The organism is Duganella sp. BJB476, assembly GCF_003416895.1.
In the GTDB taxonomy this organism is placed as follows: domain Bacteria; phylum Pseudomonadota; class Gammaproteobacteria; order Burkholderiales; family Burkholderiaceae_D; genus Rugamonas.
Window position 1 is genome coordinate 1,577,701 of sequence record NZ_QVIO01000001.1, and the last position, 25,778, is coordinate 1,603,478.

24 protein-coding genes are annotated in these 25,778 nt (G+C 64.0%); 9 read left to right on the forward strand and 15 right to left on the reverse strand.

Going from position 1 to position 25,778, the window contains the following annotated elements:
- The first annotated feature begins 153 nt into the window (after window positions 1–153).
- Both D0T21_RS06945 and D0T21_RS06950 read left to right on the forward strand, forming a co-directional pair.
- Window positions 154–1,074: a hypothetical protein gene (locus D0T21_RS06945; protein ID WP_158567975.1), complete on the forward strand. Its 921-nt coding sequence runs from the start codon at window positions 154–156 to the stop codon at window positions 1,072–1,074.
- Window positions 1,075–1,107: 33 nt separating this feature from the next.
- The gene (locus D0T21_RS06950) at window positions 1,108–1,599 is read left to right on the forward strand and encodes a hypothetical protein (RefSeq protein ID WP_116994308.1); all 492 of its coding nucleotides are present in this window, start codon (window positions 1,108–1,110) and stop codon (window positions 1,597–1,599) included.
- A gap of 56 nt (window positions 1,600–1,655) precedes the next feature.
- Here D0T21_RS06950 and D0T21_RS06955 read toward each other — a convergent pair whose 3' ends face one another.
- The 3 genes from D0T21_RS06955 to D0T21_RS06965 form a co-directional block, all read right to left on the reverse strand.
- Window positions 1,656–2,384, reverse strand: coding sequence for a hypothetical protein (locus D0T21_RS06955; RefSeq protein WP_116993916.1), 729 nt, complete (start codon window positions 2,382–2,384; stop codon window positions 1,656–1,658).
- A 98-nt stretch (window positions 2,385–2,482) separates the two neighbouring features.
- Window positions 2,483–2,905 (reverse strand): SRPBCC domain-containing protein, encoded by a 423-nt coding sequence (locus D0T21_RS06960; RefSeq protein ID WP_116993915.1) that lies wholly within the window; start codon window positions 2,903–2,905, stop codon window positions 2,483–2,485.
- Window positions 2,902–3,225: a helix-turn-helix transcriptional regulator gene (locus D0T21_RS06965; RefSeq protein WP_116993914.1), complete on the reverse strand. Its 324-nt coding sequence runs from the start codon at window positions 3,223–3,225 to the stop codon at window positions 2,902–2,904. The genes D0T21_RS06960 and D0T21_RS06965 overlap by 4 nt, the downstream gene beginning before the upstream one ends.
- Window positions 3,226–3,406: 181 nt before the next feature.
- On the opposite strand from D0T21_RS06965, the gene D0T21_RS06970 reads away from it, so the two are divergent.
- On the forward strand, window positions 3,407–3,835 hold the full coding sequence (locus D0T21_RS06970; protein ID WP_116993913.1) for a molybdopterin-binding protein: 429 nt from the start codon (window positions 3,407–3,409) through the stop codon (window positions 3,833–3,835).
- Between the two features lie 15 nt (window positions 3,836–3,850).
- On the opposite strand, the gene D0T21_RS06975 is transcribed toward D0T21_RS06970, so the two are convergent.
- The 4 genes from D0T21_RS06975 to D0T21_RS06990 form a co-directional block, all read right to left on the reverse strand.
- Complete coding sequence (locus tag D0T21_RS06975; RefSeq protein ID WP_116993912.1) at window positions 3,851–4,996, reverse strand: NAD(P)/FAD-dependent oxidoreductase; 1,146 nt, start codon at window positions 4,994–4,996, stop codon at window positions 3,851–3,853.
- A gap of 2 nt (window positions 4,997–4,998) precedes the next feature.
- Window positions 4,999–5,184, reverse strand: a complete 186-nt coding sequence (locus D0T21_RS06980; RefSeq protein ID WP_116993911.1) for a rubredoxin — start codon at window positions 5,182–5,184, stop codon at window positions 4,999–5,001.
- Window positions 5,185–5,196: 12 nt separating this feature from the next.
- Entirely contained in the window at window positions 5,197–6,243 is a 1,047-nt protein-coding gene (locus D0T21_RS06985) for an aromatic ring-hydroxylating dioxygenase subunit alpha (RefSeq protein WP_229211365.1), read from the reverse strand.
- A 100-nt stretch (window positions 6,244–6,343) separates the two neighbouring features.
- Window positions 6,344–7,270: a LysR family transcriptional regulator gene (locus tag D0T21_RS06990; protein ID WP_116994309.1), complete on the reverse strand. Its 927-nt coding sequence runs from the start codon at window positions 7,268–7,270 to the stop codon at window positions 6,344–6,346.
- Window positions 7,271–7,547: 277 nt separating this feature from the next.
- On the opposite strand from D0T21_RS06990, the gene D0T21_RS06995 reads away from it, so the two are divergent.
- The 4 genes from D0T21_RS06995 to D0T21_RS07010 all read left to right on the forward strand — a co-directional run bounded on the left by D0T21_RS06995 (window position 7,548) and on the right by D0T21_RS07010 (window position 13,269).
- Window positions 7,548–7,901: a hypothetical protein gene (locus D0T21_RS06995; RefSeq protein WP_147328036.1), complete on the forward strand. Its 354-nt coding sequence runs from the start codon at window positions 7,548–7,550 to the stop codon at window positions 7,899–7,901.
- Between the two features lie 160 nt (window positions 7,902–8,061).
- Window positions 8,062–8,703 carry an iron-containing redox enzyme family protein gene (locus tag D0T21_RS07000; RefSeq protein WP_158567976.1) on the forward strand — a complete coding sequence of 214 codons (642 nt, stop codon included), beginning with the start codon at window positions 8,062–8,064 and terminating at the stop codon, window positions 8,701–8,703.
- Window position 8,704: 1 nt separating this feature from the next.
- The gene (locus D0T21_RS07005; protein WP_116993906.1) at window positions 8,705–9,745 is read left to right on the forward strand and encodes a radical SAM protein; all 1,041 of its coding nucleotides are present in this window, start codon (window positions 8,705–8,707) and stop codon (window positions 9,743–9,745) included.
- 329 nt (window positions 9,746–10,074) lie between these two features.
- On the forward strand, window positions 10,075–13,269 hold the full coding sequence (locus D0T21_RS07010) for a di-heme oxidoredictase family protein (protein WP_116994310.1): 3,195 nt from the start codon (window positions 10,075–10,077) through the stop codon (window positions 13,267–13,269).
- A gap of 55 nt (window positions 13,270–13,324) precedes the next feature.
- Here the strand turns inward: D0T21_RS07010 and D0T21_RS07015 are convergent, their stop codons facing one another.
- The 4 genes from D0T21_RS07015 to D0T21_RS07030 are packed head-to-tail and all read right to left on the reverse strand — an operon-like array spanning window position 13,325 to window position 19,543.
- Complete coding sequence (locus D0T21_RS07015; RefSeq protein ID WP_116993904.1) at window positions 13,325–13,726, reverse strand: hypothetical protein; 402 nt, start codon at window positions 13,724–13,726, stop codon at window positions 13,325–13,327.
- Window positions 13,723–15,267, reverse strand: a complete 1,545-nt coding sequence (locus D0T21_RS07020) for an efflux transporter outer membrane subunit (RefSeq protein ID WP_229211366.1) — start codon at window positions 15,265–15,267, stop codon at window positions 13,723–13,725. Before D0T21_RS07020 ends, D0T21_RS07015 begins: the two co-directional genes overlap by 4 nt.
- Window positions 15,264–18,377: an efflux RND transporter permease subunit gene (locus D0T21_RS07025; RefSeq protein WP_116994311.1), complete on the reverse strand. Its 3,114-nt coding sequence runs from the start codon at window positions 18,375–18,377 to the stop codon at window positions 15,264–15,266. Before D0T21_RS07025 ends, D0T21_RS07020 begins: the two co-directional genes overlap by 4 nt.
- A complete protein-coding gene (locus D0T21_RS07030) occupies window positions 18,374–19,543 on the reverse strand; it encodes an efflux RND transporter periplasmic adaptor subunit (RefSeq protein ID WP_229211367.1) in 1,170 nt (389 codons plus the stop codon). The genes D0T21_RS07025 and D0T21_RS07030 overlap by 4 nt, the downstream gene beginning before the upstream one ends.
- A 102-nt stretch (window positions 19,544–19,645) precedes the next feature.
- Between D0T21_RS07030 and D0T21_RS07035 the strand changes: the two genes are divergently transcribed.
- Window positions 19,646–20,323, forward strand: a complete 678-nt coding sequence (locus D0T21_RS07035; RefSeq protein ID WP_116993902.1) for a response regulator transcription factor — start codon at window positions 19,646–19,648, stop codon at window positions 20,321–20,323.
- Window positions 20,316–21,701, forward strand: coding sequence for a sensor histidine kinase (locus D0T21_RS07040; RefSeq protein ID WP_229211369.1), 1,386 nt, complete (start codon window positions 20,316–20,318; stop codon window positions 21,699–21,701). Before D0T21_RS07035 ends, D0T21_RS07040 begins: the two co-directional genes overlap by 8 nt.
- An 18-nt stretch (window positions 21,702–21,719) precedes the next feature.
- Here D0T21_RS07040 and D0T21_RS07045 read toward each other — a convergent pair whose 3' ends face one another.
- The 4 genes from D0T21_RS07045 to D0T21_RS07060 are packed head-to-tail and all read right to left on the reverse strand — an operon-like array spanning window position 21,720 to window position 25,760.
- Complete coding sequence (locus D0T21_RS07045; protein ID WP_116993901.1) at window positions 21,720–22,619, reverse strand: copper resistance D family protein; 900 nt, start codon at window positions 22,617–22,619, stop codon at window positions 21,720–21,722.
- Window positions 22,619–23,002: a copper resistance protein CopC gene (locus D0T21_RS07050; protein WP_116993900.1), complete on the reverse strand. Its 384-nt coding sequence runs from the start codon at window positions 23,000–23,002 to the stop codon at window positions 22,619–22,621. The genes D0T21_RS07045 and D0T21_RS07050 overlap by 1 nt, the downstream gene beginning before the upstream one ends.
- An 11-nt stretch (window positions 23,003–23,013) precedes the next feature.
- Window positions 23,014–24,405, reverse strand: a complete 1,392-nt coding sequence (locus D0T21_RS07055; RefSeq protein ID WP_116993899.1) for a multicopper oxidase family protein — start codon at window positions 24,403–24,405, stop codon at window positions 23,014–23,016.
- On the reverse strand, window positions 24,402–25,760 hold the full coding sequence (locus D0T21_RS07060; protein WP_116994312.1) for a TolC family protein: 1,359 nt from the start codon (window positions 25,758–25,760) through the stop codon (window positions 24,402–24,404). The genes D0T21_RS07055 and D0T21_RS07060 overlap by 4 nt, the downstream gene beginning before the upstream one ends.
- Between the last annotated feature and the right edge of the window lie 18 nt (window positions 25,761–25,778).

A 25,778-nucleotide genomic window follows, 5' to 3' on the forward strand; every position in this document is an offset into this window, starting at 1 on the left:
ATCTAATGTTTACAAAAAGATATGTTCATCCTATACTTTTTCGATGCAAACAATCCAGCCTAAAGCCAGCGATTAGGTGCATTAAGGAACGTAATGACCATGGCCGTATTTTTGGTGAAATGCAAATTCAACCCACAAAAAATAGGAAAAATAATGGCATCAACACTTTCTCTGCGCTTCAAACCGCTACATTTCGCGGCCGCTGTAGTTGCTTGCAGCGTCGCGCTGCAAGCCTCGGCAGCCCACAGTTACACGGACAAACTGGTTGCCGGCGAGACCCTGCAAGCCAATGAATTCATCAAGCCTGTCGACAACAACCTGGTCCGCCTGGTCATGCAGAGCGACGGCAACCTGGTCTTATACCGCCAGGCGGACAATGCGCCCTTGTGGCATACCAGCAGCTGGGGCCATCCCGGCGCCACCACCGTCATGCAAAGCGACGGCAACCTGGTGGTCTACGGCCCCAACGGCACCGAAGTCCTGTTCCATACCAGCACCTACAACAATCCCGGCGCCTATCTGCAACTGCTGTCGAGTGGCAACCTGGTCGTTAAATCGGCCAGCAATGCGCAACTGTGGGCCAGCAACACCTCGGTCCAGCCGCCGCCCATCTATTCGACGCCATCCTACCAGCCGACTTTCTGGAACGATGGCAGCACCGTCCAGCAGAATAACAACTGCTATAACTACGCCAACAACAAACGTACCAACACCTTCGCCCAGCCAGGCCGCGCGCACGGCGTGACGGGCTACGCGATGACCGGTCCGGCGGTCTACAACGCAGCCGTGGCGGACGGCCTGGTGCCGACCACCAGTACCGGCACTTCGCCGGAAGGCAAAACCAAAATCGCGCTGGTGGTAGCTCCCGGCATTGACTACCATTGGTATCGTCAGGACAGCGATGGCCGCTGGACCCACAAACCCGGACAGACGCGCGCGACCAATGTCGACAATAGCGGCGTGACGATCTCCAATCCGGAAACGGCCAATCGCGGCATGTACACCTTGTTCGTGGGCTATTTCTTCACGCCGTCGGACGCCGTCCAAGGCCAGGGCAAAGCGGACATCCGCTGATCCGAATACCCACTTAAAATAGGACATATCCAAATGAAGCAATCATTTATCAAGCACGCGCTATTGGTAGTCGGCTCATTCTGCGTTCTGGCTGGCGCACAAGCGGGGGAAATCGTGAAGTCGCTGAAAGTGGAACTGCTGGTCTTCTCCGGCCGCCCCAACCCGACTTTTGTCGTCACCGACCCGGTTCAGATCAAGGAGATCCTGGCGCTGGTGAAGAATCTGCCGCGGAAGAAAGGCGTTTCAGCCGCCGAGGAGGCCGAGCCGGAACCCAAGCTGGGCTACCAGGGCTTTATCGTGACTAACAATTCGGACATCTCTTCCGACGTCAAATCGTTCGTGGTGCACGGTTCGGATGTGCACCTTGCGTTGGTTGCCGGTAGCAAGGTGGCCGGCAAGTCTTCCATCGTGCAAACGGCCAGCGTCGATTCGGACGCCTCGCTGGAAAACAAGCTGCTTGCACACGTGAAGAACAACGGTCTCGTCGATGAGAACGTGCTGGAGTTTATTGAGAACTCCAAGTAAGTCCTGACCGTCAGCAGGAACGCAGCAGTTTGCGTTCCTGCTGACGGCCAATCAAGTCAGGCCGCGAGCGCCGCGCCGCCGGTGACATGAACAGTCGCAACGAACTTGTTGCGCACCAGCAGAAACGCGGCCGCCAGATTCCAGACCGCCTGCGCCACTAGGATGCTGAGGATGGCCGCAAGGTCCATATTGACGCCAACGACAACGACGGTGCCCACCACCAGCGCGCCGGACAACAGCCCGAGCAGCCCAATGCCGCGTTGCAGCCCACGACCACCCAGCAGCACCAACGACCACCCAATTCCAGCGATCGCTTGCAGCACCCAGCCCACCCGCGCCATCTCGGTCAAGGCCACGCCGGTGAAAGTGATCATGTTATAGCCCTGCTTGACGCCGTCGGGCGAGGCGCCGGCGAAGATCGCGGCCAGGTCGCCACTGACAAAACCGTCGAGCGTGGTCGCGCCTATCATCGCCACGCAGCCGATCAGATAGGTCGTCAAGCTGCCCAGCACCAGCGGCCGGCGCAGATCCAGCCGGGTCGCCAGGCTGGCGTAGCCGAAAGCGTAGGCCAGCACGCTGGCAATCGCCACCGTATGCACCAACGATTTCATCGCCCGCATCGCCACCATGCTGGTCATGATCTCCTGCGGCGTCGTGCCTGAAGCGCCCTGGTCCAGCGCGACAAAGATGGTCGACAATATCGTTGCGGCGGCGATCGCCAGCCCGGCGGCGCGGGCCGACGAACGTTGCTGCTGGTCAGTCAAAGTCAGTGCGGAGTGGTGCATGGTGTCCCCTTTTCCAGTCGATAGGGCATGCGGTTTATTCCGCATGCCGTTGACGACTTTAAGGGGACTGCGATGCTGGTTTATGTAGTTTTTGTAAATTAATGTGAAGCTGCGTCGTCCTTGTCCACCAGCTGTCCCAGTGAGTCGAAGAGATGCTGCCAGCCATATTGCGCCCCCTGGTAGGCCTGATCCTGGTCCGGCCGGAAGCCGGTTTGTTCCATCCGCAAATGGGTGCCGGTCGCGGTGGCGGCCAGTGTCCACGTCACCACGCTTTCCAGTCCCATCGCGTTCCAGGTGTAGGCCAGCGTCCGCTGGGGTTCGACTTCCATCACCTCGCAGTCGACCGAGCCCCAGTCCCCGTGAAAATTAAAGTGATGACCCGACACGGCCAGGAAATCATTCTTCATCAGCCAGGCCTCGATCAGGTGCGGCTGGGTCAGCGCCCGCCACAGTTTTTCCGGCGGATGTGCAAACTCCCGTTCGACGACGACGGTGCGGAGTTGGTGTGCGATATCGTTCATTGGTCCATCCTTTTCAGTAGGTCATCAAGATCGTCGAACTTGCCATCCCAGAAGCGGCTCATCTGGCTGGTCCAGTCCAACAGCGGGGTCAGCGCCTTCAGCTGCGCGCTATAGTGGGTTTGGCGGCCCTCATGCCGGTCCCGCACCAGGCCAGCCTGCTTCAGCACGGCCAGATGCTTGGACACGGCCGGTTGCGATACCTGCGCATGGGTGGTCAACACCCCTACGGTTTGTTCGCCGCCGGTGCATAGCTTTTCGAAGATCGCCCGCCGGGTGGGATCGGCCAGCGCGCGAAACAGCTCGTCATGGGAGTTTGTCATGTCAATCCATAGCCACTAAGTTATGGATTAAATCATAGCCATCCGGTTATGAATAGTCAAGAGAAAAATGCGGGGATACTATTTGGAACCTGGTATATCAAATACGCCCTTATCGCCATACAAAGGCAATGACGATCGGATAACATAGCTCCCCTGAACCAACCATAGTCAAGGAGTAACCATGTTTACAAGTGCCCGCAACCAGCTGAGCGGCAAAGTCTCTGCCATCCAACGCGGCGCCGTGAATGACGAAGTCGCCATCACGCTGCCCGACGGCCAGGCGATCGTCGCCATCCTGACCCACAGCAGCACCGAATCGCTGGGCCTGAAGGCCGGTTCGGACGCCTTCGCCCTGATCAAGGCTTCGTCCGTCATCCTGCTGACCGATACCGCCGGCATCCGCCTGTCGACCCGCAACCAGCTGACCGGCACCGTGACCGAAGTGGTCAAGGGCGCGGTCAACTCCGAAGTCATCCTGACCCTGGGCAGCGGCACGGTGATCACCGCCATCATCACCAACGACAGCGTGCAAAGCCTGGGCCTGGCCGTCGGCAAGTCCGCTACGGCGGCCTTCAAGGCATCGAGCGTCATCGTCGGCGTCAAGGTTTAAGCAGCACGAGGGCCGCTAGCCCATCTCTTGCAATAGCGCGCCCTTCCCTTTGATGGCTTCGCTGCCCATCAGCGAAAAGCCGGTGGTGCGGCCGCTGTCGCGGTCGCGGCAGACTGCGCGCAGCGACTGCAGCAGCGGCGGCTCCACCGTCCACACGCCCCGGCTATCCGGCGGCGCGACCACCACAGCGGGCAGCGCCGGCGTCTTGACGCTGACCGGCATGACCGGGAACGCCACCGGTGTCGGCGTGCCGCTCAGCGTGCGCGCCAGCGCCCGTGCCGCGTGCATAATGGGCAGCACATAGGGCTGGACCCGGCCGTCGATCTCCGCACAGTCGCCCAGCGCGTACACGCCTGGTGCGCTGGTGCGGCACATGTTGTCGGTGCGGATGCCGAAACCGGTCTCCATGCCGGCCGCCTTGGCCAATCCCATGCGCGGCATCAGGCCGATGGCCGACACCACCAGGTCGGCCTCGATCAGGCCGCCGTCCTCCAGCATGATCTGATACCCCTCCGTGCGCAGCTCCACCGCCACCGGCGTGCGGCCCAGGTGGAAACGCACGCCGTGCCGCCGCAGGCCGTCCGCAAAGGCCGCACCCATCTCTTGCGGGACCAGGCGCGACAGCGGCGAACCGGCGGGGTCGATCACCGCCACTGCGTAGCCTGCCACCGCCAGGTCGTTGGCGAACTCGCAGCCGATCAGGCCAGCGCCCAGGATGGCCACGCTGCGGCATCCTTCCAGTGCCGCGCGGAATCGGGCATAGTCACGCAGATCGTTGACCGACAGGATGTCCGCCGCGCCCGACCCGGCCAGTACCATGCGGCGCGGCTCGGCGCCGAGCGCCATCACCAGCTGGCTGTAGCGCAGCCTTTCGCTGCACACCGAGACCACGATCTCCGACCGCAACAGGTCGATCGACTCGACGCTGCGCTGGGTCAGTATCGTCGCGTTCAACTGCTTTTCCATCGCCAGCGCATCGAAGTTGACCAGCGCCGTGGCCGACTTCTTCATCGACAAGGCGTTCGACAGCATCGGCTTCGAATACGCGCAGCCATCGTCCTGGGTCACGAACAGCAGCGGCGTACTGCTGTCGTACTTCCTGAATTCCCGTGCCACGGTGTAGCCGGCCAGCCCGGTGCCGAGTATGATAATTGGGTCCATTTTCATCCTTGGTGGGCTGGGGCGCTGACCAGCTGCATGTCGAAATCGTGCTTGCCGGTGCCGCAGTCCGGGCAGATCCAGTCGTCGGGCACCTCGTCCCAGCGGGTGGCGGGGGCGATGCCGGCTTCCGGCAGCCCAGCCGCTTCGTCGTAGCGGAAGCCGCAGATGATGCATTCAAAAATACGCATGCCAGCCTCCCCTCAAGCGCCGAGGCCGATATCGGCCATGGCAACGCGATAGGCGCCCGACGAGCGGTCGGCCAGGATGGGGGCCTCCGCGCCGCGGTCGATCGGCAAGTCCTCCGGTCGCTGCCGTTCGACGATGGCGCGGTCTTCCTCGAATACCTGCAGGTTGAAGTCGTACACGTCCTGCAGCGGCATGTGCTGGTCGAAGTTGCGCACGATGGGCACGAACAGCCTGGTCTTGCGGGCCGAGACCGGACTGGCCGCGTTGAGGATGTGCAGCAGGCCGCCCTCCGGGAACTGCACTTGCAGGCGCGCGAAGAACGGCGCGTCGACTTCAAACCGGCGCCGCCAGACAAAGCCTTCCGGCGCACGGTGTTGCAGCGTTTTCGGGAAGTTGCTGACGGTGCTGGAATATTCGGCGACGAAGCCGCGCGGCTTGCGCGTCACCGTATATTGCGGCACCACCGGATTGGCGCGGTCGGCAAAGCTGTCGTGGTGTATCCAGGCGAAATGCGCGACGTCGATGAAGCCTTCGGTCTGGCGGCCGGCCGAGGCGTTGATGTCGATCGACGGCGGCAGTATCTGCTGGTAGCCGGCCTCGCTCCACGCGGGGAAATCCGGCAGCGCCTCGTGGCCACCGCCCAGCGATACCCAGATCAGGCCGTACGCTTCCCGGGTCGGATAGGTCAGCAGGCGCAGGCGGTCGGGAATCTTGCCCTCACCCTGAGAAGGAATGTGCTTGCAGCGGCCGTCCGCGCCGTATTGCAGGCCGTGGTAGGGGCAGACCAGATTGCCGCCCTCGACCCAGCCCAGGCTGAGCGGCGCGCCGCGATGCGGGCAGACGTCGCGCGCCGCCACCACGCCGTCTCCTGAGCGGAACAGCACCAGTTCCTCGTCCAGCAGCACGGCGGCAAACGGCTTGTCGACGGCGACATCGGTGCCGAAGGCGACCGGATACCAGTACTGGCTGAGCACCTGCCAATCGTGCGGATCGAAGGTGCAGTTGCGAGGCAAACAGGGCGAGGCCTGGAATTTGAGGGGACTGGTTGCAGCGGTACTCACGATGATCTCCTGTATTGTTGTGGGCTGCGGCCTGCGTGGACCGCTGCGAAAACAATATCGAAAACCGCCGGCCCCGCCCATGGCGCGGCCGACATCTAGTCTATGCGGCCTCCCGCATAGACTGGCGCGCCGCCTCCGCCACCAGCGCGCGCAGCCACTGGGATTCCAGCGCCCGATGGGTCCGCTCGTGCCACAGCTGGTAGTAGCGCAGCGGCTGGGCCGCGATCGGCAGCGACTCCACCCGCAGCGGCAGCAGCTCGGCATAGTGATGGGCGAAGGACAGCGTGGTCGTGAAGATCAGATCGGACTTGACCAGCACATACGGCGCGATGCAAAAATACGGCAGCGTGGTGACGACCTTGCGCCGCAGCCCGGCCTTTTGCAAGGCGATATCGATGGTGCCGGGACCGGTGCCGCTGTGCGTGGTGACGGCCAGGTGGCCCGCCTGCACGTAGGCCTCCTGGTCCAGCTTGCCCGCCTTGATGGGATGGCTTTCGCGCACCAGGCACACCAGCGTGTCGTCGCACAGCGGCTGCAGATGCAGGTGGTCGGGCGGCGTCTGCCAGTTGCCGATCGCCAGGTCGACCTGGCCGCTTTCCAGGCCCCGCTCGTAGCCGCCGCCGGCCAGCAGATGCGTGAACTCCAGCCTGGCGTTGGGCGCGGCGCGATGAAAACGCTCGACGATGGCCGGCACGAAGAACACGTCCAGATAATCGGGCGAGGCGATGCGGAAGGTGTGGGTGGCAAGCTTCGGATCGAAGCTGAGCGGTGGATGCAGGATCTCGTCGACGGCGCTGAGCACCTGCGCCGCCGGCGCCATCAAGGCCAGGCCGCGCGCCGTGGGCACCATGTGGCTGCCGCTGCGCACCAGCAGCGGATCGCCGGTCAGCTCGCGCAGCCGCCGCAGCGCCACGCTGATCGCCGGCTGCGTCTGGCCCAACAGGCTGGCGGTGCGGGAAACGCTGCCCTCTTCCAGCAAGGTGTGCAGGATGCGGATCAGGTGCGTATCGATGATTTCCTTGGACATGGTCCGAGGCTAGCAGAAGCTTGGCCGACGGCGATAGCAACGCAAACCCATACCAGCCATTACGCCGGACGGAAGGCTTGGGAACGAGCGTGTCAATTTACATGTCAAGTCACCGCGCAACGGCCGCGACTTTACACGACGCCCTCCCTGCTTCCTGCGGCGCGCAGAGGGGGCGCCGATTGCCCCAATGCTGGCACGGGAGTTGCTGAATACCGGATACGCACCGAACCATTCGGCCGGCGTAATTCCAACAACTTCAATATTTACAGGAGCAATCATGAGCCAACCACAAGTCCTTTCCGTCGTCACCGCCAATGCAGTTGCAGGCATGAGTTTTTGTAGTGTATGGCCGATGGCGCAAGGCATTCTCAACGGCGTACTGCCCAGCGTATCCAACCCGACCTTGAAGACCGCGATCATGGCCTTGATGGCTGCGGCAAACGCCGTCTGCAGCTCGTCCAGCACCAGCAGCGCCCGGCTGGCGCATTTCAACCTGGTCGCGCCTGCGGGACAGGAAGACTTTCTGGCGGGTCTGAGCGATAACCAGCTGCAAGTGCTGGCAGATGTGCAGCGTCAGGCCAGCCAGGGCGGCCACATCACCGCGGCCGACGTCGGCACCTACGTCTTCTAAGCTGCAGCGGCCTGAATATTGACGACCCCAGCCGCTCCGGCGGCTGACGGGTCGCCGAGATGAATGTTCTCCATATCTTGTCCCACAGGTGAAAAATATGAATGCCCCATGCAATTGCCACTCACACACGCCCCCCGCAGCGCCATCCGTACCTATGTCCGTGAGCGCCGCCATCCATCGCAAAATTCAACTTTGCGGCTACGGCCGTTCGCTCGATAACACTGAGCGGATGGGTGTTGAACAATACCGCGACTACCTGTGCCAGTTGCATCAGGTCGTGCGTGCCAGCATTCCGCTGATGGAGCTCGCTGTCCAGCGCTGCGATGCCAGCCATCCGGTCGAATCGCAGCTGATCGCCTACCTCACCGAACACATCGAGGAAGAGCGCGGACACGCCGAACTCCTGGTCCGGGATCTGGAAGCGGCCGGCATGCCCGAGGCGCAACTGCTGCTGCGCGTCCCGGACGCGGCCATCGCCGAACTGGTCGGCGCCCAATATTATTGGATAACGCACTACAGCCCTCTCGCTCTGCTGGGCTACATCTCCTTTCTGGAAGGCCGGCCGCCGACCGAACAGGCGATCGCGTTCTGGCAGACGGCGACCGGGCTGCCGGACGCTGCATTCCATTCCCTACGGTTGCACTCGGAGGCGGACCCCGGCCACTGGCAAGCATTGGACGACTTCCTGGACACGCTCGACCTGTCGGCGGCGGAGGTGGAGTTGATCGGCTTGAGCGCGATGCAATCGGCGCAGCGCGCGGGAGCGGCGTGGTCTGGCCTGGTCCAGCGCTGGAGCCACTGAGATGAAGACGTCCATACCATCGTATATCTCCTCGCTATACAGCCGGGAGCATGCACTGCTGAATATTTATTTGACCAATCAATGCAATCTGCAATGCCGCCACTGCGCCACCAACAGCGGTCCACTCGAAACGAGTTTTCTGAATGTGGACCAGGAGGCCGTGGCAGCCATGCGGTTAGCCATCACCCGCAACCATATTGAAGGAATGCATATCAGCGGCGGCGAGCCTTTTTTGCGCCGCGGCGATCTGCGCAACCTAGCGGCACTGGCGCGTGAGACGGGCATCCTGATGGCCATCAACAGCAATGGTTTTTGGGGGACATCGGTGCCGGCGGCCGTCTCGCTGCTCGACAGCATGAAGGGCATCACCGAGCTGATACTGAGCACGGATGAATATCACGCCGAGTTCCTGTCCTCAAGCAAGCTGATCGTGGCGGCGCGTGCAGGTCTCGAATGCGGCCTGCTCGTCAGCGTGGTGTCCACCACACCAGACCGCAATCCTACCGCGTATAGCGCCGGCATCGAAGAGGCCCTGTCCGCGGCAGGCCTCGCCGGCGCCGTGAAACATCATTATCAGGCCCTGGGGCCGAGCGCGCGCAAGGAGCCGATCAAGGAACATGTGCAGTTCATGTCGCCTGCGCTTCCGCGCGGCCGATGCAACAGGCTGAACCGCCCCACGGTCATTGAAAACGGCTCAGTGCTCGCATGTTGCAATACGACGATAGCAAAGAAATGCGAGCGCAGCCCGCTCAACCTGGGGCGTATGGATGAAGCGCCGCTGGGCGAACTGCTCGACCGCGCCAAGGGCAATCATCTATTGCAGGCATTGCGCACCCTAGGGCCGGCCATTCTTGCCGAAGCGCTGCCGGATGAACTGCGTAGCAGCCTGCCCAAGTTCTATCCCAAGGACGACATTTGCGCGCTTTGCTCGGAACTGATGGTGGACGAGCAGCTCGTCGCACACCTCGGTGGTGAGTTGCACACCGGCTCTTTGAAGAACCTGCTCACCGGCGCCTTAATGCTGCGTGCCGCCCCGGCGTGATTCCTCCCGGAGGCTCCGGCTGACCGGCCCGGAGCCGCGCCACGACTGACTCCCAGCAGACGGTCCGTTCGTTCTCGTCAATACCACTTTCCGCATCCCCTGCACAAGCCACCTCGCACAACCGTGCGCACGCGCACGCTTGACATGTCTGACGACACAAGATATCTTCACAACTATTGCCCCATCGAAAGTTTTCATAAAACTCAATCCGGGCAAGTCTCCACCTTAACTGAATCGCAGCACCCGTCTGGAAAGCCACGACCGGAGATGGAAACGCTTCCATGCACTCCGATTTTCGCCATCACGAACCAGGAACGAAGGAATGCACCATGAATAGTCGTTGCAGGAATCTACCGCTACAGGGCCTCCCCGTAGTCTTGTCGCTGCTGCTGGCCGCATGCGGCGGTGGTGGCGATCAGGCCGCCACGCCGCAGGCGGCGCGCATGCTCAGCGCAATGAAGGTCCAGGGCGGCGCCGCCGTCTCGGCCGAAACCGCGCTGACGCCAGTCAACGCCACGGCCAGCTCGTCCGAGCGTGGCGATTTGTCCGCCGCCGCCGCCATCGACCATAACGACGCTACCCGCTGGAGCAGCGGCTTCAGCGACGACCAGTACCTGACGCTGGACTTCGGCAGCAGCCAGGCCATCAGCCGCGTCCACATCGCTTGGGAAAACGCGCACGCCGCCCAATACCTGCTGCAAGTGTCCGACGACAACTCGACCTGGACTACGATCAAGACCGTCGACAACAGCCAGGGCGGCACTGAAGACTGGACCGGCCTCTCCGGCCAGGGCCGCTACCTGCGCATGAAAGGCGTCAAGCGCTCCAGCCAGTACGGCTATTCGATCTTCGAGATCCAGGCCTTCACCGGCACCCCGGGGACGACGCCGCCGGTGGACAACACGCCACCCGTGGTGATCGACCCGAGCAAGCCCGGCGTGACGATCAAACCGGTGGCGGCGACCTCGTCGGCGGTGGAAAACGGCGGCCTGTCGGCCAGCATGGCCATAGACGGCAAGACCACCACCCGCTGGGCCAGCACGGCCGAAGACGGCGCCTGGATCCAGTTCGACTTCGGCGCCAAGACCCAGGTCGGCTACATGAAGCTGCAATGGGAGAACGCCTACGGCAAGCAATACGCGCTGCGCGTGTCTGACGACGGCCAAACGTGGTCGCAGGTACGCTACGTCGGCGCCGGCCACGGCGGCACCGAGGAGTTCTACAACCTCGGCATCAATGCCCGCTACATCCGCCTGCAAGGCGTGGCCCGCGCCACCCAGTACGGCTACTCGCTGTACGAAGTGGAATTCAAGACGCCGGGCAGCGACAATACGCTAAGCAGCACCGCCACCTCGCCACTGAAATACCCGGCCAGCGGCGCCGGCTGGGCGCCCTTGCCCGCCGCCGCGCAGCCCTTGGAAACGCTGCAATTCACGCTGCCGGACGGTATGCTGGTCACCCGCTTCGGCGCGCGCGGCCTGGCGCGCCACGGCCGTGAGCGTGGCGAGGAATGGAATGAAATCGGCTACGGCCCGAACGAAACCGTCGATCCCGTCACCGGCCTGCCGGTCGACAAAGGTCCGGGCAATTACCTGACCTTCGTGTCCAACTACTTCAAGAACCGCACCTGGGGCGTCGAGATCATCGACAATAGCCGCGTGCCGGGCGTGACCAAGCCGGTGCTGATCGTCAACCAGTACACCACGGTGGACTTCCTGTCCGGCGGCATCGCCTTCTTCCGTGCCTTCGACCGTCCCGGCGTGACCGGCTACGGCTGGATGGCGCCGGGCGAGCTGGTGGACCGCAACGTGCCGGTCTGCAAACCGGTGGCCTTCCCCGCCGCCGGCAAGCTGGCCAGCGTCGACGGCATCAACGGCGCCTGCACGTTGCGCATCAAGGAATATCCGGGCCACGGCGACCTCGATGCCAACGGCATGCCGAATGGCGGGGATGTCAAGGCGCGCCCGCTGGTGGCCGGCGACATCATCGAGGTCTCGCCGTCGATGTTCTCCACCACCGAATCCATGACCGCCAACGGCGACACCGGCGGCATCCGCTACTACTCCTACGAGTGGACTTATGTGGTCGGCGCCGGCCTGAAGCCGTGGTATGGCGTGCAACCGCGTTTGAACTCGGTGCCGCTGCCGGAGGAAACGCTGTCCGGCGGCCAGGGCTCGGTGTCTTACAACTACTCGGACAACGGCCTGTTCATGTTTCAGCAGCCGCACAACAACATCGGCATGCAGAATATGCAGCGCTTCGTTGAAGGCCGTCGCCTGGTGAACACCAACTTCACCACCGGCGACCACAACGAACCGGGCAACGACCGTTACCTGCCGGCCGTGGGCTTGCAGGGACAGCGCTTCAACCAGTCCGCCTGTATCGCCTGCCACGTCAACAACGGCCGCAGCGCGGCGCCGACCGCCATCAACCAGAAGCTGGACAACATGGCCATCCGCGTGGCGACGACCAATGCGCAAGGCCAGCAACTGCCGCACGCACAGTACGGCACCGCGATCCAGATGAACGCGGTATCGGCCAGCGGCGCGCCTCAAAACTGGGGCAACACCGTCAGCGTGGGCGGCTTCGAAGCCCGCACCGTCAAGCTGGCCGACGGCACCGCCGTCGAACTGCGCAAGCCGACGCTGGCCTTCGAAGGTCCGGTGCCGGACACCTATTCGCTGCGCGCCGCCCAGCCGATGATAGGCGCCGGCCTGCTGGAAGCCATCCCGGAAGCGGACATCATCGCCCGCGCCCGCACGGCGCCGGACGCGGATGGCGTGGTCGGCGTGGCCAACTATGTCTACGAGCCGGAAACCGGCGCCGTGCGCCTGGGCCGCTTCGGCTGGAAGGCCGGCAAGTCCACGCTGCGCCACCAGGCTAGCGAGGCACTGCTGCTGGACATGGCCGTCACTTCGCCGGTCTATCCCAACCGCGCCTGCGCCACCGGCCCCACCGGTTGCGCCGCCGGCGGCACACAGAAAGGCATCTCGGAAGCCGACCTGCAATCGATCTCGCGTTATTTGTCGCTGGTGGCGGTACCGGCCCAGCGCAGCATCCCGAGCGGTTTCCCGAAAGGCGTGGCGCCGCTGGATGAGCACCGTGTCGATGCGCAGCAGGTCGCAGCCGGGGCCAAGCTGTTCCAGGGCATGCGCTGCGTGGCCTGCCACACTGCCGAGATGAAGACCGGTTCCGGCCATCTGTTCGCTGAGCTGCGCAACCAGACCATCCGTCCGTACTCCGACCTGCTGCTGCACGACATGGGCACCGGGCTGGCCGACAGGTTCGTCGAAGGCCAGGCCAAGGGCGGCATGTGGCGCACTTCGCCGCTGTGGGGCATCGGCTATACCGACAAGGTGATGGGCAACAGCAGCAAGGTCGGCTATCTGCACGACGGCCGCGCGCGCAACCTGACCGAGGCCGTCATGTGGCACGCCGGCGAGGCCGACAAATCGCGCCAGCGCTTCGAGAATCTGTCGAAGGCCGACCGCGACGCGCTGCTGGCGTTCCTGAAGTCTCTGTAACAGCAGCATCCATCGCCGCCGCCATCCCGGCGGAGGCGATGGCGTTTCGCTCGCCTCAGTTAAAGGCCTTGCCGATTCGCGAAAGCTTGCCGGCCGAGCAGGCCGCCGGCCACAATTCAATCTCATCCCCTGCCTTGAGCACCATGCCAGGCGGAACCTCGGCTATCTCGTGGTGCATCAGTTTGGCGTGGTGATATCTCACCTCGACGAAATGCCGGCTCGCGTAATCGGCGACGGATAAATTGGCCAGGCATGGCCGCGCCGCCGCAACCGACGCATCGGGGGCCAGCTCGCTGACCACCCAGGCCCGCTTGGCGCGCTGCTCCCAGTTCACCGCCCGGGTGTCGCTTTTACTTGCGCAAGCCGCAAGCAGCACGGCCGAAACCGCAATCGATAAAACGCCTGTCATGCGACGCATAATGCTTCCTTCGTTGATGGTGTGAATAAATATTTTCATGGCTTGTCATCCCTGCGGCCATCCGCGGCCCGATGCCACCAGCCGCCGCCCAGCGCCTGGAACAACGCCGCTGTATCGCCGAGCTGGCTCGCCTGCGCCTGCGCCCATTGCAACTCGGCCTGCCGCAGATTTTGCTCGGCCACGATCAGGGTCATGCGATCCAGCGCGCCGTGCGCGTGCTGTCGCTCGGTGATTGCGACGGCCGTCCGCGCGGCATCCCTGGCATCGGCCGCCGTTTGCAAAGCGCCGGCGTCGGCGTTAATAGAGTGCAGTACGTCCGCAACGTTTTGAAAAGCGGTGGCGACTGTCGACCTGTAGCTTGCAATAGCGCCCTTCAGCGACTCATGCGCGGCGGATTCGCGGTGCTTGAGCGTACCTGCATCGAACAACGACTGCGTGACGCTTGCCGTCAGGTCGAAGAATTTCCCGCTGCTCCAGAACATCTGCCCGAACTGGCTGGCCGCGCCGCCGGCCGAACCGGAGATGGAAAATTGCGGCAGGCGCGCCGCGCGTGCTATGCCGACCGCCGCGCTGGCAGAGCGCAACGTTTCCTCGGCCGCCCGCACATCGGGACGCTGCTCAACCAGGGATGAAGGCAAGGTCAAGGGTAATTCCTCGGGCAGATGGAAGGAATCCAAGGAAAAGCCAGGCACCTCCCCGTCTATCGGCACGCCCGCCAGCACCCGCAGCAGATCGCGGTTCTGTTCGAATTGCTTCTGCAGCACAGGCAACAGCTGCCTGGACTGGGCCAGCACGCCCTGCTGCGCCGCGAACTCCAGGCGCGAGATGTAGCCGGCCTTCAGCTGGCGCTGGGCCAGCGCCAGCGCGGCCTGATTCGCCTCGATAATCTCGTTGACCACAGTGATTTGCCGGCGCAGCAAGGCATCCTGGAATGCGGAAGCGACGATGTTGGACGCCAGCGTGATGTAGGCAGCCTCCAGTTCAAAGCGCTGCATCTGCTGCAGTGCTTGCAGCGACTCCAGCTGCCGGCGGTTGGCGCCGAACACGTCGGGCGTATAGGCGACAGTCAGCTGCGCGGTGTGGAAGTTGTAGATCACCGGTGCGTTGAACGGCGCGCTGCCGCCCTCGCTGGCGGGCGTGTTCTGTTTGGCGCTGATCACCGATCCATTGCCCTGGACGCCAGGCGAGTTACCACCCAGATTGCCCGCGACCTTGGTGCGGGCCGGTGTGTAGCCCGCCTGCACGGTCGGATAGAAATAGCCTTGTTGCGCGTAGACGTTCTCCTGCGCCGCGCGCAGCGCCGCTTCGGCCGCTTCAATGTTCGGATTCGCGGACCACGCCTGCTCGATCAGCGCATTCAGCTCGGCGGACTTGAACAGCGTCCACCAATTGTTCTGTATATCCTGCTGCATCACATATCGCTGGGCGGAGCTGACGGCAGGCCCCGCGCCATACGTCTGCGGCACGGACAACGCGGGCCGCTGATAATCCGGCCCGGCCGCGCACCCCGCGAGCTGTATCGCCAGCACGGCCGCGCAGATACGGCGATGGCGCAATTTCATCGGCAATAATAAGGTCATGGGTTCGTGGGGGCGGTGTCGCCCGGTTCAGAGAAATTGCCAAACAACCGCAGCGCAGCCGGCAGCACCAGCAGCGTGAACAGCGTGCCGCTGACGATGCCGCCGACGATCACGCAGGCAAACGGCCGCTGCGTCTCGCTGCCGATGCCATGCGACAGCGCTGCCGGCAGCAAGCCCATGCCGGCCATCAGGGCCGTCATCAGGATAGGCCTCAGGCGCATCGCGGCGCCGCCGACGATGGCATGCGCCACCGCCGCGCCCTCGCGCACGCGCTGCATGACTTCCTCGACCATGATGACACCGTTCTGCACCGAGATGCCCGCCACGGCGATGAACCCGACCGCCGCCGACACCGACAGGTGCAGCCCCGCCAAGCCCAGCGCCGCCAACCCGCCTATCATGGTGAACGGCACCATGCCGAGCACCAGCGCCGCCAGCCGCACCGAGCGAAACGCCCAGAACAGCAGGGAAAACATCAGCAGTATCGTCAGCGGAATGATGACCGCCAGGCGCTTGGCGGCGCGCTGGGAATTCTCGAACTGGCCGCCCCAGGTGATCTCATAGCCGGGCGGCAGCTTGACCTTTTCGCTCACGGCGCGCTGAGCCTCTTCGATGAAGCTGCCCTGGTCGCGCCCCAGCAAGTTCATCTTGACGATGACGCTGCGGGAGCCCGACTCGCGCTGGATGCGCGATACGCCTTGCCGCAATTCGATGGTGGCCACATCGTGCAGCGCCACCGTGCCCGAGCCATTGCCGACCTGCGTGCCCGGCACGGTCAGCCGCAGGTTGCCGATGGCATCGATGCCGCTGCGGTTTTGCTCATTTATTTTCAAGACCACGTCGAAGCGCTTGTCCTGCTCGAAGTAGCTGGTGACGGCCGCGCCGGACAGCGCCTGGTTGACCAGCGTGTTGACGTCGCCGATCGAGATCCCGTAGCGCGCCATGCGGCCACGGTCGGGCGTCACCACCACTTCGCTCTGGCCGCCGATGCGGGTCGCATCGACATCGGTGGCGCCGGGGACGGACTGGATCACGTCCATCAACTGCTGCGCCTTGCTGTCGAGGATAGCCAGGTCGCCGCCGCTGATCTTGGCGACGATCTCGCCGCGAAAGCCGGACAGCGATTCCTCGACGTTGTCCTGGATGACCTGCGAAAAATTCGTCGTCACGCCCGGAATGGCCGCCAGGCTGGCGGACATGTCGGCCACCAGCGCCTCCTTGTCGCGGAAGCGCCACTGGTTGCGCGGCTGCAGGTCGATCAGGCTTTCCAGGTTGTTCGGGCCCTTGGGGTCGGAGCCATCGTCCGGCCGGCCGGCCTGGCTGATCACGTGCGCGACCTCAGGATAGGCCAGCAGCTTCTGGCGCATCTGGCGTTCGACCGCCTTGGTGGTCTCCAGCGCCGCCGAAGTGGGCAAGGTAATGGTGAGCCAGATATTGCCCTCGTCCAGCTTGGGCATGAATTCGCTGCCCAGGCGCGGCGCCAGCGCAAACGCCAGCGCCAGCGGCAGCAGCGACACCCACAGCACGACCTTGGTCTTGCGCAGCGTGGCATCCAGCAGCGCGTGATAGCGCCGCTGCAGATTGGACAGCCAGGCCCGGTGCACCTCGACCAGCGGCCGGCGCTGGGTGGTCCAGGACAGCAAGGTAGGCAGCAGCGTGAACGTCAGCAGCACCGCGCCGGCCAGCGCGAACGACAGCGTCAGGGCCACCGGCGTGAAGATCTTGCCCTCGACCCGCTGGAAGGTGAAGATGGGCACAAAGGCCAGGATGATGATCGCCTTCGAGAACAGCACAGGATGGGCCATGTCGCTCATCGTCCGGTGCAGCACGTGCATGCGCGCTTCAATCGGATTCCCTTCATTAACCGGCATCAGCGCCATGCGCACCATCAGCGCTTCGACGATCACCACCGCGCTATCGATGATGATGCCGAAGTCCACCGCGCCCAGCGAAATCAGGTTGGCGGATACACCGCGCGCGTTCATCAACACAAAGGCAAACAGCAGCGCCAGCGGAATCACGGTGGCGACGATCAACGCCGCCCGCCAGCTGGACAGGAACACGACCAGGATGACGATCACCAGCAAGGCGCCGATCACCAGATTCTCCGCCACGGTCTTCACCGTATGGTGAACCAGCTCGGTGCGGTCGTAGATCGGGATGATCTTGACGCCGGCCGGCAGGCGCTTCTGCAGCTGCGCAATACGCTCCTTCAATTCCGTGTTGATCTTGGACGGATTGCCGCCCTTGGTCATCGAGACGATGCCCTCGACCACGCTGTCGCGCTGGTCCGCGGCGACGATGCCGAAGCGCGGCCGCTCGCCCGCCTGCACCGTGGCGACGTCGCCGACGGTGATCGCCCGTCCCTGGCGCGACGTCACGACGATCTGACGCATGTCGGCCAGGCTGGTGAACAGGCCGGCCGAGCGCACGACGAGCGATGCATCGCCCAGTTTGACCAGGCCGCCGCCTGCACTGCCCGTGCCATTGCCGATCGCCTGGCTTAGCTGGTCCAGCGTTACCTGGTACTTGGCCAGCAAAAAAGGATCGGCTTCGACCTGGTACTCGCGGATGGTGCCGCCAAAACTGACCACGTCGGCCACGCCCGGCGTCATGCGCAGCGCCGGCCGTATGGTCCAATCCTGCAAGGTGCGGATGTCCGCCTCGGACATGCGTGGCGCGTCGATCGCGTAGCGGTAGACTTCACCGACGGCGGTCGACAAGGGGGCAAGTTGCGGCTGCACGCCGGTCGGCAAGGTGACGGTCGACAGCTTCTCACTGACCTGCTGGCGCGCGAAATAGTTATCCGTCTCGTCGTCGAACGTCAGCGTGACGATGGACAGGCCGGTCATTGTCACGGAGCGCACGTTGATCAGGTGGGGAATGCCGGCCACCTCGCGCTCGATCGGCAGCGTGACGGTACGCTCCATGTCCTCCGGCGCCTGGCCCGAGAGCTGGGAAATCACGCGCACTTGCACATCCTGCACATCCGGGAACGCTTCGATCGGCAGGTTGGACAGCGCGTAGAAGCCGAATCCTGTCAAGGCAAAGACCAGCACCATCACAAACACCCGCTGGCGCAGTGCGAATACGATCAACCGGTCGATCATGGCGCCCCGCCTGTGCGTGCACCCATCTCAGCGTCCAGCAGCAGCGCGCCGGTGGTGACGATGTTTTCGCCGCCCGACACACCCGCGCCTATATAACTGGCCTCGTTCCCGCGCGTGAGCATCTTGACCTGGCGGCGCTGGAACTGCTGCGGCGCCGACTGCACGAACACATAGGTGTACACGCCGCGATTGACCAGCGCCGTATTGGGCACCTTGACGGCGTTGCCGCGCTCCTGCAGCAGCGTGCTGCGCACGTACATTTCGGGAAGCAGTTTGCCGGTCGGGTTGTCCAGGCGCGCACGTACCGTGACGCGCCGCGTGTTGGGGTCGACCACCTGTCCCGGCTGGGCGATGGTGGCCTTGAAATGCTCGTTCGGAAAGGCGTCGCTTTCAACGTCCACGCTTGCGCCCTGCCTGACGCTGGCCAGCATGGATTCGGGCACGTCGATCATCAACCATAGCCGCTTCGGATTGGTGAGTACAAACAGCGGCGCAGCCATACCCGGCGACACTTCCAGCGCCGGCGTCACGTTGCGCTCAGCGACGATGCCGTCGATCGGGCTGACCAGGCTGAAACGCTGCCCCTGCAGGCGGTCGCCATGAGGATTGATGCCGCGGACGCGCAGCAGCGCGCGCGATGTCTCCGCGTGCGCCTGGTCGAGATCCGATTGGGCCGATTCCGAGTCCTTGCCGGCGATGGCTTCGCCGGGCACCAGTTCCTTCGCGCGCTCCATGGCCTTGCGCTTGCGTTCTTCGTCGGCACGCGCCTTGTTCAGGTCCGCCAACGCCGCGCCAAAATCAGGGGAATCGATTTCGGCCAGCACCTGCCCCGCATGGACCGGAGAACCAGGCGCCGCCTTGATCGCCGCCACGCGGCCGTTGACGCCGACGCCTATCCTGGCCGTCACGTCTTCGTCATACACCACGCGGGCGCTGAGCGTGTCGCCGGCGGGCATGGCTACCGCAGGCAGTATTTGCGCCTGTATCATCGCCAGTTGCGGCGCTCCACGCGGGAACTCTATCCGGTCGGGATCCGGCGCCGGCGTCGCTGCCGCATTGGCGACAGGTGCGGCCGATGGCGGCTGGTGCAGCTGATATCCGGCGATGGAAGCGGATGCCAGTAACAAGAGAATGACAATGGCCGCCGACTTCTTTTTCATACCCATGGAGCTTCCTGTGTCAGTTAGAATGCGGTGACGTATCTCACCGCGATCGCTTTTGATGATACGGCGTCAACCTTGCCTGAACCTTGCCTACGATGAAACGCCATGCCACTTTTGCTTGTTGAGGATGACCGAGAACTCGCTCACGGCTTGAGCAGCTCGCTCGCGCAATCCGATTACATGACCGACGTCGTGTTCGACGGCAGTTCGGCACTGGAGGCGTGCGCGCAGACGACCTACGACCTGGTGGTGCTGGATCTCGGGCTTCCCGACATGGACGGCCTGGAAGTGCTGCGGCGCCTGCGTAAAGCGGGACTGACGGCGCCCGTGCTGATACTGACCGCGCGCTTCGATCTCGACGACCGCGTGCTGGGTCTCGATGCCGGCGGCGACGACTACCTTGCCAAGCCGTTTGCGCTGCCCGAGCTGGAAGCGAGGATACGCGCGCTACTGCGCCGCAGCGCACCGAACGAGTCGCAGCTGACCTTCTGCGACATCGTCTTTGAACCGGTCTCCAAACAAGCCAGTGTGCGTGGCCGCGAGCTGGCGCTGACCGCCGCCGAAGCATCGGTGCTGGGTTTGTTGATGCGCCGCCCACGGCGCGTGGTCAGCAAGTCGCAGTTCCTCGACGATATCTATGACCATGCCGAAGAAAAGAATTCAGCGATGATCGAAGTATTCGTCAGCAGGCTGCGGCGCAAGCTGGCCGACGCCCAGTCGCAGGTGCACATACGGGCATTGCGCGGCCTGGGATACCGCCTGGACGAACGTGCAGATGAATAAGCCGCAACCCAGCCTGCGCCGCCAGTTGCTGCTGCACCTGGCGATTCCCATCCTGGTGGTGCTGACGCTGGGCGCGGCGGGCGGCATGTTCATCGCCCGCCATGTCGGCTATCAAGTGCACGATCAGTGGTTGCTGGATTCGGCGATGACGCTGGCGGCCCAGGTCAAGGCCGAAGATGGACGCGTGCGGCTGGCCCTGCCCCCCGAGGCGGAGCAGATGTTCCAGTGGGACCGGCTGGACCGGATCTATTGGCAAACGTCGTCCACCAGGCAGGGCAACCTGCTGAGCAACGCAGTCATTCCGCCGCCCCCTGCGGCAGAGGCCACCGAACAACCGGCGTTTTACGACGCCATCCTGGACGGGCGGCCGATACGCGTGGTCTCGATGGACATGCCGGCGCCCTCGGGCGTCAACGACACCCTCCATATCCAGGTCGCGGAAACCATGCACAAGCGCGAACAAGTGGCTGGCAAGATTTTCTCGCAGTGGGCGCCGTTGCAGATCGCCGTGATGGTGATGGGCGGCGTTTTCATCTGGCTGGCGGTGACGCGTAATTTATCGAAGGTCGACAGCGTCGCGGCCCGGTTGGGGAGCTACGAAACCGCCAACCTGGTGCCCGTGGCCGACACGGAGAGCATGCCGGTGGAGATCAAGCCGCTCATCAACGCCATCAACCTGCTGATTGCAAAGCTCAGCGACGAGCAGGAATCGCAAAAACGGTTTATATCGAATGCCGCGCACCAGCTACGAACGCCGTTGGCGACGTTGCAGGTGCAAACCCAGCGCGCGTTGCGCGAGCGGGATGTGTCGAAGAAGGATCAAGCGCTGGATGACGTGCGGCGCGCAGTTACCAGGCTGCATCGCGTCGCGCATCAGCTGTTGACGCTGATGCGCTCCGAGCACCAGGCGGAAAAACATCTCAATCTCGCCGATGTCGACCTGGCCGATCTGGCGCGGGAAGAAGTGGAACGCTGGGCGGACAACGCCCTCGACAAGCAGATCGACCTAGGCTACGAAGGACCGGAACACGGCGTCGTCATTTACGGCAATGCCCATCTGCTGCGCGAGTTGATGGGCAATTTGATCGACAACGCCATTCGCTACAACCGGCCCGGAGGCGTCGTTACGCTGGCCTTGCACGCGGACCCGGTTCATCTTTCGGTCGAAGACGACGGGCCAGGCATTCCCGCTCATGAACGCAGCCTGGTGCTTGAACGCTTCTATCGCGGCAGCAGCAGCGATGTCGCGGGCGGATGCGGACTGGGTCTGCCCATCGCCTTCGAGATCGCCGCCCGCCACAACGCGCAACTCCGCATCGCTTCCCAAGCTGCCGAATGCGGCACGCGTGTGGAGGTGCTGTTCCTGCCCGCCAAATGACGGATAGCCGGCTGCCGGTCAGATGGCTGTCGGCGGCTGTTGCGATGTCAGGAGGGCGGCGGCAAGTATGGCGCCGAGCAGCAATACCGTCTCTATCCTCAACGCCAGCCGCACCACCGCGACACCAGCCGCCGATCGCGACGCGGCGGGCAAGCCGATAAATTTGTTGTACCCGCCGATGCCGATGGCAAGCAGCACCAACGCCACCTTGCTCAACAAGGTAAGGCCGTAAACGGTATAGATCAAATTCCCGGTGCTGCCGACGCGATGCCAGCCGCTGTAGATCCCCGTCATCGCAATGGCCGCCAGCGCTGCCGTTGCGGCATGCGACATCCAGCCCAGGTAGCGCTGCAGTGCGTCCGTCTCCCATCGCACCGGCAACACCAGGCAGCCCGATACCGCCACGATACCCGCCCACACGGAGATCGCCGACAGGTGGATGGACTCCGCCGCCATCGGCAACGACCAAAGCCCCTGCTCTCCCGCGTGGCCCATCGATGAGCGGGTGACGGCGAATATGCCCATGCACAGCAGGACCGCCAGTTCAACCGCCGACGGCAGGCGCCGGACACAGCGCAACGCCAACACCGCCGCCAGCGCCGCGACGGCGACGCAACCGGACCGGCCGTAGGCGGTACTTGTCGCCATCACCCAGAACATGGCGCAAGCCTCGCGCAGGCCGGTGCCACCCATGACGGCGGTGGCGGCCAGCAGCGACAACCCGCATGCCGCGATGGCGACTCCCGCCGCCAGCAAATCCAGCGTCCGTAGCCGCGCTTCGAAAGCTGCGGGTCGGACCGCGCCAGCCGGCAGCCAGCGCCGCGCCCACCAGGAGCCGGCCAGCCAGCTAAAGCCGCAGTTGAGCACAAAAGCCGAGCCGACCTGCAGCAGCCAGACGATGTCGACACCCTCCTCCACTATTTGACCGTGAAGGTGAACTCGCCCTTGCGGCGATGTCCGTCAGGGCCGGCGACCGCCCAGGCCACCGTGTACGCTCCGGCAGGCAACGGCGGCAAGACCAGCCGCAGGATGGCGGGATTGCCGGTATCCACGGTGGCCTTGACCTTGTCGGACACGGCGCCCGCAAGCACACGGCCAGCGGCGCCGGTCAGTACGATGCTGCTGAACGCCGGCTCGATCTTCTCATTGAACGTCAGCGCGACCTCTTTCGGCGCCACGTCCAGCACCGCGTTGGCCGCCGGGCTGGAACTCTTCAAGCTGGCGTGTGCGGCGGCGATGGGCGCCGACAGCGTCGCCACCGCGACGACGGCAGTGGCCACCAAAGTGTGCAAAGTCTTCATATGTGTTCTCCTTAATGGCCGCTATGGCCGGTGGGTTTGCGCACGGTGAGTTCCACGTCCGGCTGGTTCATGGCCGGCATGGACTGGCCGCCGGCGGTATATTTGCGTGCTGGTTCCGGCAAGGCGCCGGTCCATTCATAGGCCTGCGTGCCAGGTGGGTGCTGGTACCAGCCCGGGTCCGTGTAGTCGCCGCGCTTCTGTTCCTTGCGCACTTTGACCACGGTGAACATGCCGCCCATGTCCACGCCGCCGAACGGACCTTCGCCCGACATCATCGGCAGCGTGTTCTCCGGCAGCGGCATCTGCATGCCGCCCATCGCGCCGCCCTTGTCGCCCATGGTCATATAGTCCGGCACGATCTTGTTGATCTTTTCGGCGATGCCGCTATGGTCCACGCCTATCATGGTCGGCACGTTGTGGCCCATGGCGTTCATGGTGTGGTGCGACTTGTGGCAGTGGAAGGCCCAGTCGCCTGGATCGGTGGCGATGAATTCGATCGCCCGCATCTGGCCGACCGCGACATCGGTCGTCACTTCCGGCCAGCGCGAGGCCGGCGGCGTCCAGCCACCGTCGGTGCCGGTGACGTGGAACTCATGGCCGTGGATATGAATCGGATGATTGGTCATCGTCAGGTTGCCGACGCGGATGCGCACCTTGTCGCCCTGCCGCACCGGCATCGCATCGATGCCCGGGAAGACGCGGCTGTTGAAGGTCCACAGGTTAAAGTCCAGCATGGTGTTGGTCTTGGGCGTGTAGCTGCCGGGATCGATGTCGTAGGCGTTCAGCAGGAACACGAAGTCGCGGTCCACCGCATACTGCGTGTGGTCCTTGGGGTGCGTGACCCAGAAGCCCATCATTCCCATCGCCATCTGCGTCATCTCGTCGGCGTGCGGGTGGTACATAAAGGTGCCGGGACGCTTGGCGACAAATTCGTAGACGAAGGTCTTGCCAGGCTCGATGCCCGGCTGCGTCAGCCCCGTCACGCCATCCATGCCGTTCGGCAGGCGCTGGCCGTGCCAGTGCACGCTGGTGTGCTCCGGCAGCTTGTTGGTGACGAAGACGCGCACGCGGTCGCCCTCCACCACTTCGATGGTCGGGCCGGGCGACTGGCCGTTGTAGCCCCACAGGTGCGCCTTCATGCCGGGCGCCATTTCGCGCACCACCGGCTCGGCGATCAGGTGGAATTCCTTGACGCCGTTATTCATCCGCCACGGCAGCGACCAGCCGTTCAGCGTCACCACTGGGTTGAATGGGCGGCCGTTCGATGGCAGCGGCGGCACGTGGGTGTTTGCGTTATCCATCGTCATCGCTTCCGGCAGCGTGGCCGCGCCGGCCTTGCTGATGGCGGCCGCGCTGACCGCGATGGCGCCAGCGCCTTTGAAGAAGTCTCTACGTGAGGTCATGGGGTCATCCTTGTTTCGTTGGCGCTGCCGCCGTTGACGGCTGCTTGCAGGCGGGTATCGGCGATCCAGAAGTCGCGCTGTGTTTCGATGGCGGTGTTGACGCTGTTGAGCTGCTCTCGCGAGTCGGCCAGCAGTTCGAACACGCTGGCCAGCATGCCGTTGTAGCGCAGCAGCACCTCGTCGGAGATCTTTTTACGCAGCGGGACCACCTCGTCGCGGTAGTTGCGGGCGATCTCGTAGGTGGTGCGGTAGGACGAGTACGCCTCGCGCACTTCGGAGCGGGCGCGCACCGCAGTATCGGCTGCCCGATGCACGGACTGCATGTACTGCGCCTGCGCACGCGCCACCTTGGCGCTGCCCCAGTCGAAGATCGGCAGTTCAAACGTGACCTGATAGCCGTTCTCGCGCGGCAGGCCGGTGCTGCTCTTGTTGGCGTAGCCGGCGTCGAACACGTTGATGAAGCCCGTGGACCTGGTCAGGCCGAGGGCGTCGGCCGTGGCTTCGGTGTCGCGGCGTGCGGCCAGCATGTCCAGCCGCTGCGACAGCGCCTGGGCTTCCGCGTTGTTCATCTCCTGCGGCTGCGGCGGCAGGTCGGGTAAACGGTCCGGCAGCACGAAGCCCTGCTGCTCGCCCGACAAGCCCAGAAGCCGGATCAATTGTTCGCGCGTGGCCACCGCTTCGTGGCGGCTACGGGCCAGCTGCGTCAAGGCGTCCTGGTAGAAGGCACGCTCGCGCGCCTGATCCAGCTTGCTCCAGTTGCCGGCCTTGGACATTTTTTCCGCCAACTCGGACGACGCTTCAGTGGCGCCACGTACCTGTTCCGCAAACGAGGCCGATTGCGCCGCCGCCACGGCCATGAAGTAGGCGCGCCGGGTGTCGGCCGCCAGTTGGACGGCTTGCGCGGCGGCCCGCAGCTTGGCCTGCTCGAAGCGGCGCTGTTCGATGCGCGAGCGCGCCGGCAGCGTCAGCAGGCCGGCGATGTCGAACATCACGCTGCGATCGATCTCAGTCTCGCTGCCACCGCGTATGCGGCCGAAACCCAGGCTGGGATTGCGCATGCGGCCCGCCTGGACGAACTCGGACTCGGATACGCCCAGCTCCGCGAACGTGAATTTGAGCGCTGGGCTGTTGAGCAGTGCGATTTGCACGGCGGTTTCCGGGGTCAGCGTTTGCGCCAGCAGCGCGCTCACTTGCTGGTCATTGTTGGCGCCGCGGGAGAAGCCGGCCGGCTGGCCGATGCGCTCCTGCGTCAGCCGGGAGACGTCATTCAGCCCGCCGTCGCTGGACAGGCTGGCGCACCCCGTCAGCAGAACGAACGAAAGTCCTGCGGGCAGCAGTATAGGGTAGTGTTTCATAGGATTCCTGGAAAATTA